The following is a 15,102-nucleotide window of genomic DNA, read 5'->3' as shown; positions in this document are numbered from 1 at the left end:
ATTTTTACCTTTTCTGGGTAATTTACCCAGTCAGGATCGTTTATAGACTGATTTACTGCCTTGATCGACCCTAGATAAAATCAGGTCAAAAAATTATTGGCTTTGTTAATCACTAATTCTCTTAGAGCTGCCCAGGAAAATCTATGGTAAGTTTTTTTAAAAAGCTATTGACAAAAAAACCTCAAGGTGTTGGGTTAGAGATCACCCCAGAGCGCATTAACATAGCTCAGATCGCCAAACAGGGACAAAATTATCAATTAGTTAAATGTTGTTCGTCGGATATCCCGGAAGGCATCTTTGAGGAGGGAAAAATCGTCGATTCCCCCGCTTTAGCGGAATTAATCCAAGAAGTCCTCAAGGAAAATAAAATTAACAGCAAACGAGTCGCTACTGGTGTGCCGATGCGCGAGTCAATTATCCGGATGATCCCCATTCCCTCGGAATTGGACGATCAGGAATTGCGAAATCTGGTCTTAAATCATGAGGCTAGTTTATACCTTCCCTATCCTCGCGAGGAAGTGGATCTCGACTACCAAAAACTAGGCTACTTTCAGGATGAAGACGGGATCGAAAAAGTGCAGGTTTTGCTGGTAGCCACTCGTCGGGAGATTACCGATGCCTACATGGAAACCTTCCAACAGGCAGGATTACAGGTAGATGTGCTAGAAATTAATAGTTTTGCCCTAATTCGGACGATTCGCGAGCATTTGCGACAGTTTAGTTCCAATGAAGCCGCCGTTATTGTTGATATAGAATTTGATAACACGGAAATTGCCATCGTGGTGGACGGCGTTCCCCAATTTTCCCGCACTGTCCCCATCGGCACTTTCCAGCTACAAAATGCCCTCTCCAGGGCGATGAATTTGCCCACCTCCCGCAGTCCTGAGATTCTTTTGGGGATGACAATTCCGATTATTGCCTTTGATAGTCTTAGCACCAATACCGGCACTTCCGGGGCCCCTACTAACGCCGGGATGACGGCACTGATGCGCGTTTTAGGGGAATTAACCGATGAGTTACGGCGATCAATTAATTTCTATCTTAACCAAAGTGATGACCTGGAAATCGTCCAATTACTTTTAGCCGGTCCCGGGGGCGGTTTAGCGCAACTAGACGAATACTTTACTCAACGTCTCAGCGTCCCCACCATGGCAATCGATCCGATCGCATCACTGAACTTAGATACAACTCAAGAGATTCCTAATACCGAAAGACCGGGATTAGGAACAGTTCTCGGTTTAGGATTACGGGAGGTATAGACAAAAATTATGTATAGTCTTGACGTTAATTTTCTTAAGGATCGCCATCTTAGCCAAACGGGGAAAGGAACCCCCGCAGCCAAGATTTCCACCGCTATTAACCTGCGTAAACAAACACCCCTGTTGATCGGTGTGGGAGTGGGGGCCGGATTATTGACACTGACGGGATTACTCGGTTTAATCCTCGGTTGGCAAACCAGCGAAACTCAGGCCAAAATTCAGCAACTGGACGCGGAATTAGGTCAACTGCAAGCCCAAAGCAAAAAGCTAGAAGACATGAAAGCGCAACTAACGGCGGTAGGAGAAGAAAATGAAGCTCTGGTAACTGTATTCAATCAGATTAGGCCTTGGTCAGCTATTCTTCAAGAAATTCGCCTGCAAACTCCCCCTAGTGTCCAGCTAACCAGTGTGCAGCAGGTGGAGGTTCCCGCTGCCCCAGATCAAGGGCAACAGAATCGGGCTACTCGCTTAAAAATCAGTGGTTTTGCCAGTAATTACGAAGCAGTCAATGATTATCTCTTAACCCTACAAGCTTCTCCTTTTTTACAGGGTAGGCAAACGGTGATCGAAAGTGCTGCCCTGGCCGATTTACCCGTAGAGGTGGATAATCAGTACAAAAATATTAATGTTACTTTCCCCCAAGCGGTTCAATTTGTGATCACCGCCCAATTAAGTGATACTCCCGCTACGGAACAACTGCCCAATCTCGCCCGGAATGGAGCGATCGGAGTTATCACGAGGATTAATACTCTCAAACGCCAAGGAGCTATTCAACCATGACCTTTACCGAAGAATTTGAAGATCGGGAATTAGAGGAATTTGAGGAGTATCCTGTCGCTTTCGGGATAACTTTTACGCCCCGCAATAGTGGCATCGCTGCCGCTGTGGTGGGTTTACTTGGCTCTTTTTATCTGCTTTTTAACTGGGTGATGCCCGCTTATGATACCTTGCAACAGTTGCAAAACGATGCAGCTGGCAAACAACAACAGATAGATCAACAAAAAAGCGGTCTCGGACCGGCCGAATTAGCAAAAATTGAGAGTCAGTTGCAACAAAAAGAGGCAACTAAACAGCAAATTCTCGCGCTTTTTGCTCAAGAAAAGAACTTAAGCACAATTCTCTTAGATATTAGCAAGATCTTTAAGTCTCGCAATGTTAAGCTGATTAGTTTCCAACCCCAAGTACTAGAACCAGTGGTGGTTTCCGATGGTTCCCTCGGTAGCGCGGTTAATAATAAGCTCAAACGTCAAACTCTTAACGTCAAGATCGAAGGGAACTATGCTAACACTCAAGAGGTTATTCGGGATTTAGAAAGATTACAGCCGCTCATTTTGCTCAACAGTCTCAATACCCAGATGGAAAAGGAAGGATCGGCGGTTCAAGTGGTTAGTACTGGCAACAATAAAGCCACTATCGTTCCCCAAGGCGATCAACCCGTTACTACCACCTTTCTTCTCGATGTGATTATTCCTCTCAATGCTGAAGAATTGGCGAAATTAGCACCGCCCCCCCCCGCCGAAGGTCAACCCCCCGCCGAAGGTCAACCCCCCGCTAGTCCGCGCCAATAATAGTTTTCAATCCGGTGTGAGTGTTTAGTTTTTTGTCCGTTGAATACCCCAATTGTTGAGGAGTGAAATTAAAGTGAATTCGTCCCGTTATGCTCTGTTTGTCCCCCAAATTGCCTCGTTTTTATTGATGGCTCCCCTGAGCACTTTGGCCGAAACCCCCGAGTCCTTCGATGGTTCAGAGTTAAAATCGACTACATCAAAAATTGAATTTTCGCAAGAGTTTAGTCAAGAAAATTTACAAAAAAGACCTAAGAATTTCGTTCCCACCCCCGATGCCGTACAAAAGGAGATCAGCGATCGCATTTTAGCTAGTGAAAAACTGCTCGCCCAAAGTGCGCCCCTTGTCCCCAACCCCGAAATTATCATTCAAGGCGCACCCCAAGCCCCCGGCGCTCCCACCCTACCCCGGGCCGTCGCCCCACCGGTGGGAGATATTGCCATCTCTAACATCGATGCTAGTGCCGAAAAGGTCAAATTCGAGCGTAATATGATTGTACCTCGTGTTTTACTCCGGGAAGCTTCCGCTAGAGAAGTGTTAATGACCCTTGCTAACTATGCCGGTTATAACGTCGTTTTCACCAGCGCCCAGGGGGAAACTAACGCCACCTCTCAGACAGTTTCCTTAGAATTTACTAACGAATCGGTGGAAAACATTTTTAATGCCGTATTGTTAATTTCTGGACTCCAGGCCAACCGTCAGGGTACAACTATCTTTGTTGGGGCGCAATTACCCCAAGGCGCTCGTAATCTGATTAGCCGCACCCTGCGTCTCAACCAAGTTAAATCCGTCGCCGCCGCCACTTTCCTCGCTACCCAAGGGGCAGAATACCAGCGTTTAGTTACCCAAACCGAGGATATCGTCGATCCCCTCACCGGACGAGTCATCGGTCGCCGGGATGTTCCTCCCACCCTAGAGCCACTGGCCCCCCAAGAAACGAAAGGCTCAAAAGCTGCCTTACTTTTAACTGGTTTAAGAGTTGCCGCCGACGAGCGCCTTAATTCTATCAATTTAATCGGCGAAGCGCGGCAAGTCCAGATCGCCACCTCTTTATTAACCCAACTAGATGCCCGTCGCCGTCAGGTGGTAGTTAATGTCAAAGTTATCGATGTTAACCTACTCAATACAGACCGTTTTAACAGTAGTTTTTCCTTCGGTTTTAACGATGGTTTCTTTGTTCAAGATAACGGGGCGGCAGTGCTGAACTTTGGTAATATCAACCCACCCACTAGCTCGACTGTAGGCAGAGCGGGGGCTTTTGCACAGCCTGTTGTGCCGATTTTCGATATCATATCGGGTACGGGGACAGCAGAAATTCAACCTTTTTTTGACATTCAGAATGGCGCTCCCTTTGGCCGTGTTAACCAAGGACCCAATGACTTTTCAGGGGGTCTAACACCCTACTCGCGCCCTAGTTTTGGTCGCACTGTTAACCCCTTCCAACCCGGTTTGAGTGATGTTAATATTGACCCAGAGACGGGAATAATAGAGTACGAATACGAACCCCCGACCCTATTCCAATATCCCCAAAAATTCCTGATGACCCTGCAAGCCTCAATTCAGACAGGAAATGCCAAGATTCTCACCGATCCCTCCCTGGTGGTGCAGGAAGGTCAACAGGCCACCGTTAAGCTCACCGAGAAAGTGCTAGAAAGTGTGGCGACAAGTGTAGATCCTCTCAGTGGCGTACGCACCACTGTCCCTGTACTGGCCGATGCTGGATTAACTTTAGCGGTAAACATCGATCAGGTGGATGATAACGGCTTTATTTCCCTGTCGGTTAGCCCCACTGTTGCCTCTCCGGGATCTCCAATTCGATTTGATAGCGGTGGTCTGACAGTCAACACCCTTACCCCTCTGATTCGTCGGGAATTGACTTCTGGTTTAATTCGTCTCCGGGATGGACAGAGTTTAATTCTTTCCGGGATTATCCAAGAGCGCCAACAGAGTTCTGAGACAAAAGTGCCGATTTTAGGGGATATTCCCATTTTAGGGGCTTTATTCCGCAGTCGTACCAATCGCAACGATCGCTCGGAGGTGATTATTCTCCTCACTCCCAAAATCATCGAGGATACGGCCACCTCTACCCTCGGCATCAACTATCAACCGGGCCAAGATGCGGCGGAAATGCTTCAGCGTCAAGGTTTCCCCGTGCAGCCGCGACAGTAATCAGTAATCAGTTATATAGGGCTGGCTGAATAAATCTTAAAACCTTGTTGGATAAGACTTTTAGACTTTTTGTCAATCAAAAAGTACCCGGCATGGGAGTGATCAGGGGGCAAATTCAGGGACTTTTTCCCTGAAAATGGGTAAAACCCCAGACCCTGCCCCACGAAAAACTTTTTCAGCAAGCCCTAAATAATACTAAATCCGGTTATTCATCCCACGGGCAAAAAAATCAAGTTTGTCAGTTCCCCAAGAAACAACTGTAGGAGAGCCTTGGATTTCGCCACCCAGTGATTCCCATCCACTCCAATTGCTAGGACTTCCATCGCCCTAATTATGATGCACAGCCCCATCTTTTTGTCCGCGTATAAATACTTCTACCTTACCCGTTATCACTTTAGTTTTACCAGAAAAACAGATAGCGATCGGTCGGAATCCAGAGGATGTTTTTACCGATCCTTCTCTCAAAGGTTATCGAATTATCCTTGAACATGGCTGTGGCTAAGTCCCTTGAATCGGGCGGCGTGGCAGCATCGAAGCTTACTGCTATAATTACTTACGGACAAAGATAATAAATAAAATTTATGGGCGACTTTTTTGATAACGTGAGCCGTTACCCCCGCTATCTGATTAGCTTTAGTTTAGGGATTTTCTTCGCCTTTTTCGGCTGGTTGGCCCCTTTATTAAAAAATCCCCTCACAGCGATCGCACTTGTGGGTTTTCTGGGGGGAACTTTCGCCTTTCTTTATTTCACCCTCAAAGCCATGCTCGGATTAGCTTGATACAATGGTAAGGGTTTCGCTGTTTTTAGGGGACAAAAATTATGGCTAACGACCGTCGAGTATCTCGCGTGTCCTCGCTAATTAAGCGCGAGGTCAGCCAAATGTTATTAATGGAAATTAAAGATGATCGGGTCGGTGCTGGTATGGTTAGCGTTACCGATGTAGATCTCTCCCACGACCTACAACACGCTAGGATTTTTGTGTCTATCTACGGCAACAAAGATGCAAAGGCCGAAACTATGGCCGGGTTAAAAGCTGCTGCGGGATTCGTCCGGCGCGAACTCGGTCAACGCATCCGTCTCAGACGTACCCCCGAAGTGGTCTTCCTAGAAGATTCTTCCCTTGAACGCGGCGATCGAATGTTACACCTTCTTGATCATATTAAAAGCGATCGACCCCCAGAAGATGACGATTCCGATATCAGTGACCAGTGACCAGTAGAGGATAACTAAATTTAGGCAAAACTGGATTTAGACAAAACTGGGAACTTAAAACTTAAACCTGATAACTGATAACTGATAACTGATAACTGAATAGTGAGCGATCGCATTTTATCCCTAAAAGAACGCATTGGTCAGATGATAGTAGTCCGCGCTTCCGGCTATCTCTTTGACCAACAAATCCGCTATCCTGCTTGGGAACCTGTCAACGCCACCCTGAAACATTGGTTAGAAACCCTCCACCTCGGTGGGGTGATTCTGTTGGGAGGCAGCGCCGCCGAAATCGCTCTCCGTAGCCAACAATTACAAAGTTGGTCCGGGGATAATCCTCTGCTCATTGCTGCCGATATCGAGGAGGGAGTCGGCCAAAGGTTTTCCGGCGCTACTTGGTTCCCCCCACCGATGGCTTTAGGAAAAATAGCTGAAAAAAGCTTGACAAAAGCCACAGAATATGCTAGGGAAATGGGAGCAATTACCGCGAAGGAAGCACTAGCGATCGGGATTAACTGGATTTTAGCCCCAATTGTCGATGTGAACAATAATCCCGACAATCCTGTTATCAATATTCGTTCCTTCGCTGAAACTCCCGAAATCGTCGCTAATCTAGCTCAAGCTTTTATTTTAGGGGCCGATTCCTATCCAGTTTTGACCACGGCCAAACATTTTCCCGGCCACGGTGACACCAGCAATGACTCCCATCTCGATCTTCCCATCATCAACCACGATCATCATCGCCTAGAAGCGATCGAATTGCCGCCCTTTCAAGCGGCGATCGAGTCGGGGGTTGATAGTATTATGTCAGGCCATCTGTTAATTCCCGCTTGGGATGCCGAATTTCCCGCTACTCTTTCCTCGAAAATTCTCGGGGAAAAACTGCGCCAAAATCTCGGTTTTCAGGGTTTAATCGTCACCGATGCCCTGATTATGGGAGGAGTGACTAAAATTGCCAGCGCTGCCGCCATAGCAGTGAGGGCGGTACAGGCGGGGGCCGATATACTGTTAATGCCTCCCGATCCGATCGAAGCGATCGAAGCGGTGTATAGTGCCGTGCAAGCGGGTACAATTAGCGAAGCCAGAATTAATGATTCTTGGCAACGTATTCAACGAGCAAAGGAAAAATTAGGGCAAAGACAGCCATCCTTAGAATCCTTAAGCAGTTTAGCGGCACCGCAAGCTCTAGAGATTGTCAGCGATATTTTAAAAGATTCCCAAACAGTTAGCGGTAATTTACCCATTAAAGCCACTCAAGGCCGCAATTTAATCATTATCGATGATTTACTCAACTGTGACTTTCTCGATCGCTCTTGTCCGGCGGTGACAATTCCCCGACAATGGGGTTATCAAACCCAAATAATCGACCGTAGCACCTTTAATCAGTCCCTCGTCTCCCCAGAAACGACTCTCCTACAAGTATTCATCCGTGGTAATCCTTTTCGGGGTAGTGCCGGATTAAGGGAGGAAACGAAAGCTATCTATCAAGCTTTGCTGAAAACTGGACAAATTCAAGCATTGATTATTTATGGTAGTCCCTACGTTTTCCAGTGGTTTCGTCAACAAAGCGGAGAAATTCCCTATCTTTTCAGCTATGGACAACAACCAAGCGCCCAAAAAATCGCCCTAGAAACTATTTTTGAGGGGCCCACTAGCGGCGAAAATCAGACCGATACTTTCGTTTAAGGGCAAAAATCCCCTAGTAACCATTGGGCAATGCGATCGGAGGCACCAGCTGCCCCCATTCTCTGACGACCATTAAAGGCGATTTCTTGCCACTGTGGGGGATTTTGTAATAAATATTCTAACTTGTCTGCTACTGACTCGGCACTATCGCCTAAGAGAATTGAACAGCCTAATAAACGCTGTTGCAGTTTGGCAAAATGAGCAGTAAATTGTGGTCCAGATCCCGCAATCGTGATCGCCGGTTTACCCAAACCAACGAACTGTTCCGTGGCAGTTCCCGCCATGGCGATCGCTAGATGGCAACGGCCTAAATATTCGGCGTAATCCCTTTGAGAAATAGTTATAAATACCTCTTGACAAATAAACTTATTTATGCTGTGTTCTCGCCAACCCTGGGAAGTTAAAGCAGCCGTAAAAGATTCCAAGGGGAGAGAAGGAGCGATCGCCGACAAAAACTCCAGCTTGTAATCGGGAAAACGGCCGATAATGGCGGCCACAGCTGCGAGAATTTGCTGCCAATTGTGGAGAGATTCGGGAAAGCGCGAACCGGGTAGCAGCAGAATAGTTAGGCAATCTTGGGGAAAATCGCCCGTTATCGAGGGTAAAAGGTCATCCATCATCGGATTACCCCCATCGACAACGGGAATTGACCACTGTTGTAAAATTTTGCTAGTTAAACTATCCCGGGGAAAAACCCCCCGACAGCGAGGATGAGCCATTAACCAGCGTTCCCAGGGATAATAGTAGGAACCCCAGAGGCGATCGATCATCGAGCTACTATCTAACCATCCCTGCTCATCCCGGAGATAGTATTCCGATTTAGCCGTTCCCACAAAAGCATAATCTGTCTCGCTCAACCAAGCAAGGGCAAGGGGTAAGATATCTCCCACCGCGACAATTTTTCCCCCTTCTTGGCCCCAATTTCTGACCAGACGGTATTGACGAGAGGTTAATCCTAATAATCCCTCCCGTAGATCTCTCCATAATTGTTTCGCATCCCTGGTGATAAAACCCCCAGAGGGCATTTTTTGACCTCGATCGAGAAGAGAAATCCCCAGACGAGTATAAGCATAACCGTTACCCACTAGGGATAAAGCAGTAATATCCGGACAGAGGGGAGATGATTGCAGTCTTTTAATAATCCGGATCGCGATCTCATCTTCACCGTGGCCATTACTCAAAAATAATAATTTCACTTTTTTTCTTAACTTCTGGCTTAAAGTCCTAAACTTCGGTTGTTTTATTGCCTTCGACCCTAGACAATGCTGATGGTTAGGGAACCATCAATTTTATAAAAGCAGTTAACCAACTCCCATTTAGTCTAATCTACCGGAAGGTTTCGCCGATCGCTTATCTCTGCCCTGATGGCGACCATTTGACCAAAGGTAAGACTAAAAGATAAGAGATGAGTTTAACTGCTTCTATTTTTCTCGATCAAAAGACCAGATTTAGCCCACCAGGGCCAAGAAGGTCAGAAACCTGCTCTGATCGCTAAGTAGCTGGTTATAATTAAATTAAAAATGGATTTTAGGTTCGATCCCCCCTGCCCCCCTTGATAAGGGGGGTGCCGGTAGGCGGGGGGATCCCCTCTTAATAAGGGGGGCATCTGATAACTTTTAACGCCTACCTACTCATATTAGAATCAGTGATTAATTGGCATCCTAGCGGAAAAAATGATTATCGACTTACCCGATCGAGAAGCTACTGTCAATTTAGGGGAAAAACTGGGGCAAACCTTGGCCCCCGGCAGTGTAATTTTATTAAAAGGCGATGTGGGAGCGGGAAAAACCACCTTAGTACAGGGAATTGGCCTAGGATTGGGTATTCAAGAGCCTATAGCTAGTCCTACCTTCACCCTCGTTAACGAATATAGCGAAGGCCGCCTTCCTTTGTATCATTTGGATTTGTATCGTTTGCAGGGTCAAGATATCGAGGCGCTGTACCTAGAAAATTATTGGCAGGGAATCGAGGTGGATTTAGGGATAGTGGCGATCGAATGGTCAGAACGTTTAACTTTTTTGCCGGAAAATTATCTAGAGATTACTTTACTCGATCGAGGCGAGCAAGGACGACGAGCGCTGCTCAATTTTGTCGGTGGGGACGAAAAAAATAGCGACCCCACAGGAATCGCTATCAGCACTTGACTTTTGAAGCAATCAAACTTTAGCGGTAACTTTCCACTTATTCTCTAACTCGCCTTTCTTCTAAAGTTTCTTCAAAGAAACTATTGTAGAGGAAACCCGCAGCCACGGCCCCAACAATGGGAGCAATCCAGAATAACCATAATTGACCAACGAGAGCCATATTACCGCATAAAAGAGCAACACCGGTACTACGAGCGGGGTTAACGGAGGTATTGGTCACGGGAATGCTAATTAAGTGAATTAAGGTCAATCCTAAACCAATAGCGATGGGAGCAAAACCCGCTGGAGCGCGTCGATCGGTAGAGCCTAAAATGATAATTAAGAACATGAAGGTCAAGACCACTTCCGTGACCAAAGCGGCGAATAAACTGTAACCACCGGGAGAATGTTCTCCGTAACCATTGGTGGCCAGAGGGTTACGGCCTCCCAGAGCGAAACTAGGTTGACCACTGGCAATAATGTAGATAATTACCGCCGCTAAAATCGCCCCTAAAACTTGAGCGATGATGTAGGGAAGTAGTTCCGAACCGGGGAAGCGTTTACCTGCCCAGAGACCGAAGGAAACGGCGGGATTAAAATGTCCCCCCGAAATATGCCCGAAAGCGTAGGCAAGAGTAAGGACGGTTAAACCGAAGGCGAGGGCGACACCCACAAAAGAAATCCCCAGATGGATATTAAAATCAGCACCATCTACGACACTCTTGGCTTTACCCACAAATACTGCCGCTAAAACGGCACTACCGCAACCACCGAGAACGAGCCAAAACGTCCCGATGAACTCTGCTAGATACTTTTTCATCTCTATATCAAGGTTGAATGATTTTGCTTTTAGGTTATCTCCCATCAGACCGGATTAAACTGTTATAAGATATTAAAAAATAGTTATTTTTTACCTTCAATTTGCCGTTCTCATGGGGAAACTATCAGCTTTTTAGGGATATAATAGTAAAAAAATCGGGAATTTCTGATAATTTCACACTTTCTTTAGATTTACTTCTATCTTGATGTCTGATTGGTTTTGGCAGTGGTTGACCCTTTTCGATCCTAGTTAATCATGGAAAGACAAAAGAAGAGATCGAGTGCTAAGTAGGTGGGTGGAATTAAATATAAAATGAACGTAGGTTGGGTTGAAGCATGAAACCCAACGCCCGCTCATGTTACGCTACCGCTAACCCATCCTACAAATAATTGTGCCTACCTACTTAATTATGAGATGAGCGATGCAGGAAGAAAAAGCGATATTTAATATCAACAATACTTTTTATCGACTGGAGAGTAAAATCGTCCGAGATTTAGGAGTTTTAGGGGCGGCAATTGCCCAAAAAGAGCGGGGCAGTTTGCGCGTTTTAGAAGTAATGAGCGGCTCTGGTGTGCGAGCACTCAGGTATTGGTTAGAAAGTGGTGCGGATTGGCTGTGGGTTAATGATGGTAATCCAGAAATTAAGCCAACTTTAGACGCTAACTTAGAGAGTTTATTACAACAGAAAAAAATCAAAATAACCTATAAATCTGCCCAAGAAGTTCTCCTAGAATGTTATCTTAAAAAAGACCATTATGATCTAGTTGATATTGATGCTTTTGGTTCTCCCGCATCTCTGTTTAGTGCTATTCCTTTAGCCACTAAAATCGGTGGTTTAATTTATCTAACTAATACCGATGGACGGACGCTGACGGGTCATAATCTAGAAAATAGTTTAGCTGATTATGGAGCCTCTGCTCGCAATCATCCAGCTGCCCACGAACAGGGATTAAGATTAATTATCGCCGGTTTGCAATTAGAATCAGCCCGGTTAGGTTTAGGAATTACGCCAGTTTTTTCCTTCTTTTTCGGTCAAAGTTATCGGGTGATGGTGCGGTTAACAGCTAATAGACAATTAAATAGTCATAACTACGGTTTTCTCGGTTATTGTCATAGCTGCGGGGAATATCAATCAGTGCCTTGGCCGAAGTTAGGCAAGATAGTTTGTTCTGGGGACGGGCAACCTTTAACTTTAACCGGACCCTTGTGGTTAGGCAGTTTACACGATCGCTTTTATCTAGAAAAAATGGCAGATTTAGCCGATCAATGGCAGTGGAAAAAGGTAGTTAAATTGTTATAAATAATGAGGGAAGAGAACGATTTTCCTCCCTATTTTTATAGCTTTCGTGAAATTGGTAGAAGGGGTAAATTAGATTTACCCAAAAGGGAAGATTTAATTGCGGCTCTCTTAGAACAAGGTTATCGAGCCGCTGCCACCCATATTAACCCGCAAGCGTTGAAAACTAACGCTTCTTTAGCCCAATGTATCGCAATGCTCAAGGACTAATTAATTAAGGTTTGCTGAATAAATCTAAAGGCTTTTTTAAAAGCAAAAAGTGCCAGTCCTTGCAGTGTTCAGGGGGTAAAATTCTGGGACTTTTTCCCTGAAAATTAGGGAAGTGGAATCCCTGGGAATATCGATGTTACAATTAATTATAGCACCCACCGCAAGAGCGATCGAGCAGGGAAAACAATTAATTCCACGGATTAGACAAGAATTACCTCAGGTCAAACAACAGCAAGAACTTTTAGAATTGATAGAGACAATCTTGGTTTATAAGCTACCCCAAGTCAGTAGAAAGGAGATAGAAGCGATGTTTAGTTTAAGTGATTTAAAACAAACTAAAGTTTATCAGGAAGCTTTGGAGTAAGGCAGACAAGAAGCTGAATTAACAGCGTTTATTGGCATTAGGATTAAACTTTGAACAGATAGCACAAGCTTTAGAATTAGAGATCGAACAGGTTAGACAAGCGACTCAAAGGGAATAGGAAAAGTTCAAAGCGATCGCAATAAGGTAACATAGCGTATCATGCTAAACGACTTTTGTACTATAGCAGAGAGACTAGCTGTGTCATCATTAGACATCTCCGAAAAAAACGTAGGGAAAATTCATGAATTTTACTCCGAAAATGTAGGGATAATTAATAAATTTTACTCCGAAAATGTAGGGACAATTCATGAATTATACTCCGAAAATGTAGGGATAATTAATAAATTTTACTCCAAAAATGTAGGGACAATTCATGATTTATACTCCGAAAATGTAGGTATAATTAATAAATTTTACTCCGAAAATGTAGGGATAGTTCATGATTTATACTCCGAAAATGTAGGGACAATTCATGAATTATACTCCGAAAATGTAGGTATAATTAATAAATTTTACTCCGAAAATGTAGGTATAATTAATAAATTTTACTCCGAAAATGTAGGGACAATTCATGATTTATACTCCGAAAATGTAGGGATAATTAATAAATTATACTCCGAAAATGTAGGGACAATTCATGATTTATACTCCGAAAATGTAGGGATAATTAATAAATTATACTCCGAAAATGTAGGGACAATTAATAAATTATACTCCGAAAATGTAGGGACAATTCATGATTTATACTCCGAAAATGTAGGGACAATTCATGATTTATACTCCGAAAATGTAGGGACAATTCATGAATTGTCCCTACCAATAATTTCAGGTTACGCATATTTAATTTTCGGAGATATCCATTCTCTATTATCTGGGATTATTGGCATATCTGTAATGATTTGAGGGCAAGGAAAACAATTAATTCCACGGATTAGACAAGAATTACCTAATCTCAAACAACAGCAAGAACTTTTAGAATTGATAGAGACAATTTTGGTTTATAAGTTACCCCAAGTCAGTAGGTGTGATAATTTTTGCTTATGGAATCGTGAAATGCTTATCGGGCAAGACTTTTAGGGCTATTTTGCGGAAGAAAGTATCAGTATAGACCTCGTTTCCACACAGAAACCAGAAGAGCCTAGAAAGGAGATAGAAGCGATGTTTAGTTTAAGCGATTTAAAACAAACTAAAGTTTATCAGGAAGCTTTGGAGTAAGGCAGACAAGAAGCTGAATTAACAGCGTTTATTGGCATTAGGATTAAACTTTGAACAGATAGCACAAGCTTTATCTCGTTATCTCGTTATCTCGTTCCCAGGTTCTACCTGGGAACGCTCTCTTCAGGTTCTACCTGAATATTGCTTTAAGGCAGAGCCTTAAATATTGTGTTTCAAGGCAGAGCCTTGAAACAAGGGAAAAAGGGTAAAAAGGGAAAAAAAGGGAAAAAGGGTTATAGAGTCCTCCCAGCACCGCACACCACCCGAAAACCGAGGAAGTTGAGAGGGTAGTCGCGGCGGTTGACGAGGCTGCGGGAAGCAGAACGGCAGAGAACTGGATGGCTGCACCAAGAACCGCCCCGCAGTATTTGAAAATGATTATCCCTTATCAGCCAAGCACTGCCATCCCTTGGCGCATTCTCATAGCTATCATGCCAATTGTCCTCGCACCACTCAAAAACATTGCCACTCATGTCATACAGTCCCCAAGCATTGGGCTTTTTCTGGCCCACAGGATGAGTTTTATCCTGAGAATTTCCGTCATACCAAGCGTAATCTCCTAACTGATTAGCATCATCACCAAAATAATAGCGAGTAGTGGTCCCCGCACGACAAGCATATTCCCATTCCGCTTCCGTCGGTAGGCGATAGGTTTTCCCTGTTATTTGACTCAATTTTTGACAAAAGGCTTTAGCGTCGTTCCAACTAACATTTTCTACCGGATTTTGCTGATTATTTTTCAACCAAGAGTTGTTTTTAAAATGAGAGGGATTGGTTCCCATTACTGCTTGATATTGTGCCTGAGTCACTGGATATTTCCCAATCGCAAAACTGTTGACTTTAACTTGGTGTTGACGCTTTTCATAACTTTCAGCATTGGGATCACTGTCAGCAGATCCCATGAGAAACTCACCTGCTGGTAAGCTCACCATCTCCAGTGTTACTACGTTGGATATTTTTTCGGTAAATGGAGTAGGTGAAGCAATTAGGGGTATTGGTGAAACAGGCTTTTTGACTGCTGCCGGTGCTGGTGGAGGTGACGGGGGAGAATTCCATCCCACAGATTGTAAGGCATTTAAAACCTGTTGTGCTGTCCATCTTTGTTTTCTATCTTTTTGCAAACACCCTTCAATAATCGGTTTAAACTCTTTCGGTAAACTGGGGATTTGTAGCTCACAATTCA

At 44.5% G+C, this 15,102-nt stretch carries 12 protein-coding genes and 5 pseudogenes; 13 read left to right on the top strand and 4 right to left on the bottom strand.

All coding sequences use genetic code 11. The features are described 5' to 3' along the window. Positions 1-143: 143 nt before the first annotated feature. The 4 genes from pilM (at position 144) to EWV66_RS13645 (ending at position 4,994) form a co-directional block, all read left to right on the top strand. Positions 144-1,259, top strand: a complete 1,116-nt coding sequence (gene pilM / locus EWV66_RS13660; RefSeq protein WP_185237083.1) for a type IV pilus assembly protein PilM — start codon at positions 144-146, stop codon at positions 1,257-1,259. A gap of 9 nt (positions 1,260-1,268) precedes the next feature. After that, a complete protein-coding gene (locus EWV66_RS13655) occupies positions 1,269-2,039 on the top strand; it encodes a PilN domain-containing protein (protein ID WP_287107421.1) in 771 nt (256 codons plus the stop codon). Beyond that, positions 2,036-2,827 (top strand): pilus assembly protein, encoded by a 792-nt coding sequence (locus EWV66_RS13650; protein WP_185237082.1) that lies wholly within the window; start codon positions 2,036-2,038, stop codon positions 2,825-2,827. Before EWV66_RS13655 ends, EWV66_RS13650 begins: the two co-directional genes overlap by 4 nt. A 73-nt stretch (positions 2,828-2,900) precedes the next feature. Continuing rightward, positions 2,901-4,994, top strand: coding sequence for a secretin GspD/PilQ domain-containing protein (locus EWV66_RS13645; protein WP_287107420.1), 2,094 nt, complete (start codon positions 2,901-2,903; stop codon positions 4,992-4,994). Between the two features lie 195 nt (positions 4,995-5,189). Here the strand turns inward: EWV66_RS13645 and EWV66_RS24440 are convergent. Next, positions 5,190-5,294, bottom strand: a pseudogene (locus EWV66_RS24440) (hypothetical protein); the annotation flags it as partial. Positions 5,295-5,575: 281 nt separating this feature from the next. Here EWV66_RS24440 and EWV66_RS13640 point away from each other — a divergent pair. The 3 genes from EWV66_RS13640 to EWV66_RS13630 all read left to right on the top strand — a co-directional run bounded on the left by EWV66_RS13640 (position 5,576) and on the right by EWV66_RS13630 (position 7,890). Beyond that, complete coding sequence (locus EWV66_RS13640) at positions 5,576-5,773, top strand: DUF751 family protein (RefSeq protein WP_002737592.1); 198 nt, start codon at positions 5,576-5,578, stop codon at positions 5,771-5,773. Positions 5,774-5,814: 41 nt separating this feature from the next. Then, positions 5,815-6,207: a 30S ribosome-binding factor RbfA gene (gene rbfA / locus EWV66_RS13635; protein WP_002735717.1), complete on the top strand. Its 393-nt coding sequence runs from the start codon at positions 5,815-5,817 to the stop codon at positions 6,205-6,207. Positions 6,208-6,309: 102 nt separating this feature from the next. Continuing rightward, complete coding sequence (locus EWV66_RS13630) at positions 6,310-7,890, top strand: glycoside hydrolase family 3 N-terminal domain-containing protein (protein ID WP_072924537.1); 1,581 nt, start codon at positions 6,310-6,312, stop codon at positions 7,888-7,890. On the opposite strand, the gene EWV66_RS13625 is transcribed toward EWV66_RS13630, so the two are convergent. Further along, a complete protein-coding gene (locus tag EWV66_RS13625) occupies positions 7,887-9,086 on the bottom strand; it encodes a lipid-A-disaccharide synthase-related protein (RefSeq protein WP_287107419.1) in 1,200 nt (399 codons plus the stop codon). The genes EWV66_RS13630 and EWV66_RS13625 overlap by 4 nt on opposite strands. Positions 9,087-9,563: 477 nt before the next feature. Here EWV66_RS13625 and tsaE point away from each other — a divergent pair, with 477 nt between their 5' ends. Then, positions 9,564-10,034, top strand: a complete 471-nt coding sequence (gene tsaE, locus EWV66_RS13620) for a tRNA (adenosine(37)-N6)-threonylcarbamoyltransferase complex ATPase subunit type 1 TsaE (protein ID WP_052275225.1) — start codon at positions 9,564-9,566, stop codon at positions 10,032-10,034. 37 nt (positions 10,035-10,071) lie between these two features. Here tsaE and aqpZ read toward each other — a convergent pair whose 3' ends face one another. After that, on the bottom strand, positions 10,072-10,833 hold the full coding sequence (aqpZ, locus tag EWV66_RS13615) for an aquaporin Z (RefSeq protein WP_284525944.1): 762 nt from the start codon (positions 10,831-10,833) through the stop codon (positions 10,072-10,074). Positions 10,834-11,254: 421 nt separating this feature from the next. Here aqpZ and EWV66_RS13610 point away from each other — a divergent pair. From EWV66_RS13610 to EWV66_RS13590, 5 genes and pseudogenes are all read left to right on the top strand, one after another. Further along, positions 11,255-12,340 (top strand): annotated as a pseudogene (locus tag EWV66_RS13610) (class I SAM-dependent methyltransferase). A 115-nt stretch (positions 12,341-12,455) separates the two neighbouring features. Continuing rightward, positions 12,456-12,822, top strand: a pseudogene (locus EWV66_RS13605) (DUF2887 domain-containing protein); the annotation flags it as partial. An 80-nt stretch (positions 12,823-12,902) separates the two neighbouring features. Further along, positions 12,903-13,607, top strand: coding sequence for a hypothetical protein (locus EWV66_RS13600; protein WP_287107418.1), 705 nt, complete (start codon positions 12,903-12,905; stop codon positions 13,605-13,607). 3 nt (positions 13,608-13,610) lie between these two features. Then, positions 13,611-13,724 (top strand): annotated as a pseudogene (locus tag EWV66_RS13595) (DUF2887 domain-containing protein); the annotation flags it as partial. A 120-nt stretch (positions 13,725-13,844) separates the two neighbouring features. Next, positions 13,845-14,082: pseudogene (locus EWV66_RS13590) on the top strand (hypothetical protein); the annotation flags it as partial. A gap of 70 nt (positions 14,083-14,152) precedes the next feature. Here the strand turns inward: EWV66_RS13590 and EWV66_RS13585 are convergent. Continuing rightward, positions 14,153-15,102 (bottom strand): formylglycine-generating enzyme family protein (locus tag EWV66_RS13585; RefSeq protein WP_287107417.1); only part of this gene is annotated, 950 nt, incomplete at its 5' end.

This window comes from Microcystis sp. M_OC_Ca_00000000_C217Col, assembly GCF_007095585.1.
Classification (GTDB): Bacteria; Cyanobacteriota; Cyanobacteriia; order Cyanobacteriales; family Microcystaceae; genus Microcystis; species Microcystis panniformis.
Note: the sequence above shows the minus strand (reverse complement) of the source record. Positions and strands in the feature narration are given on the sequence as shown.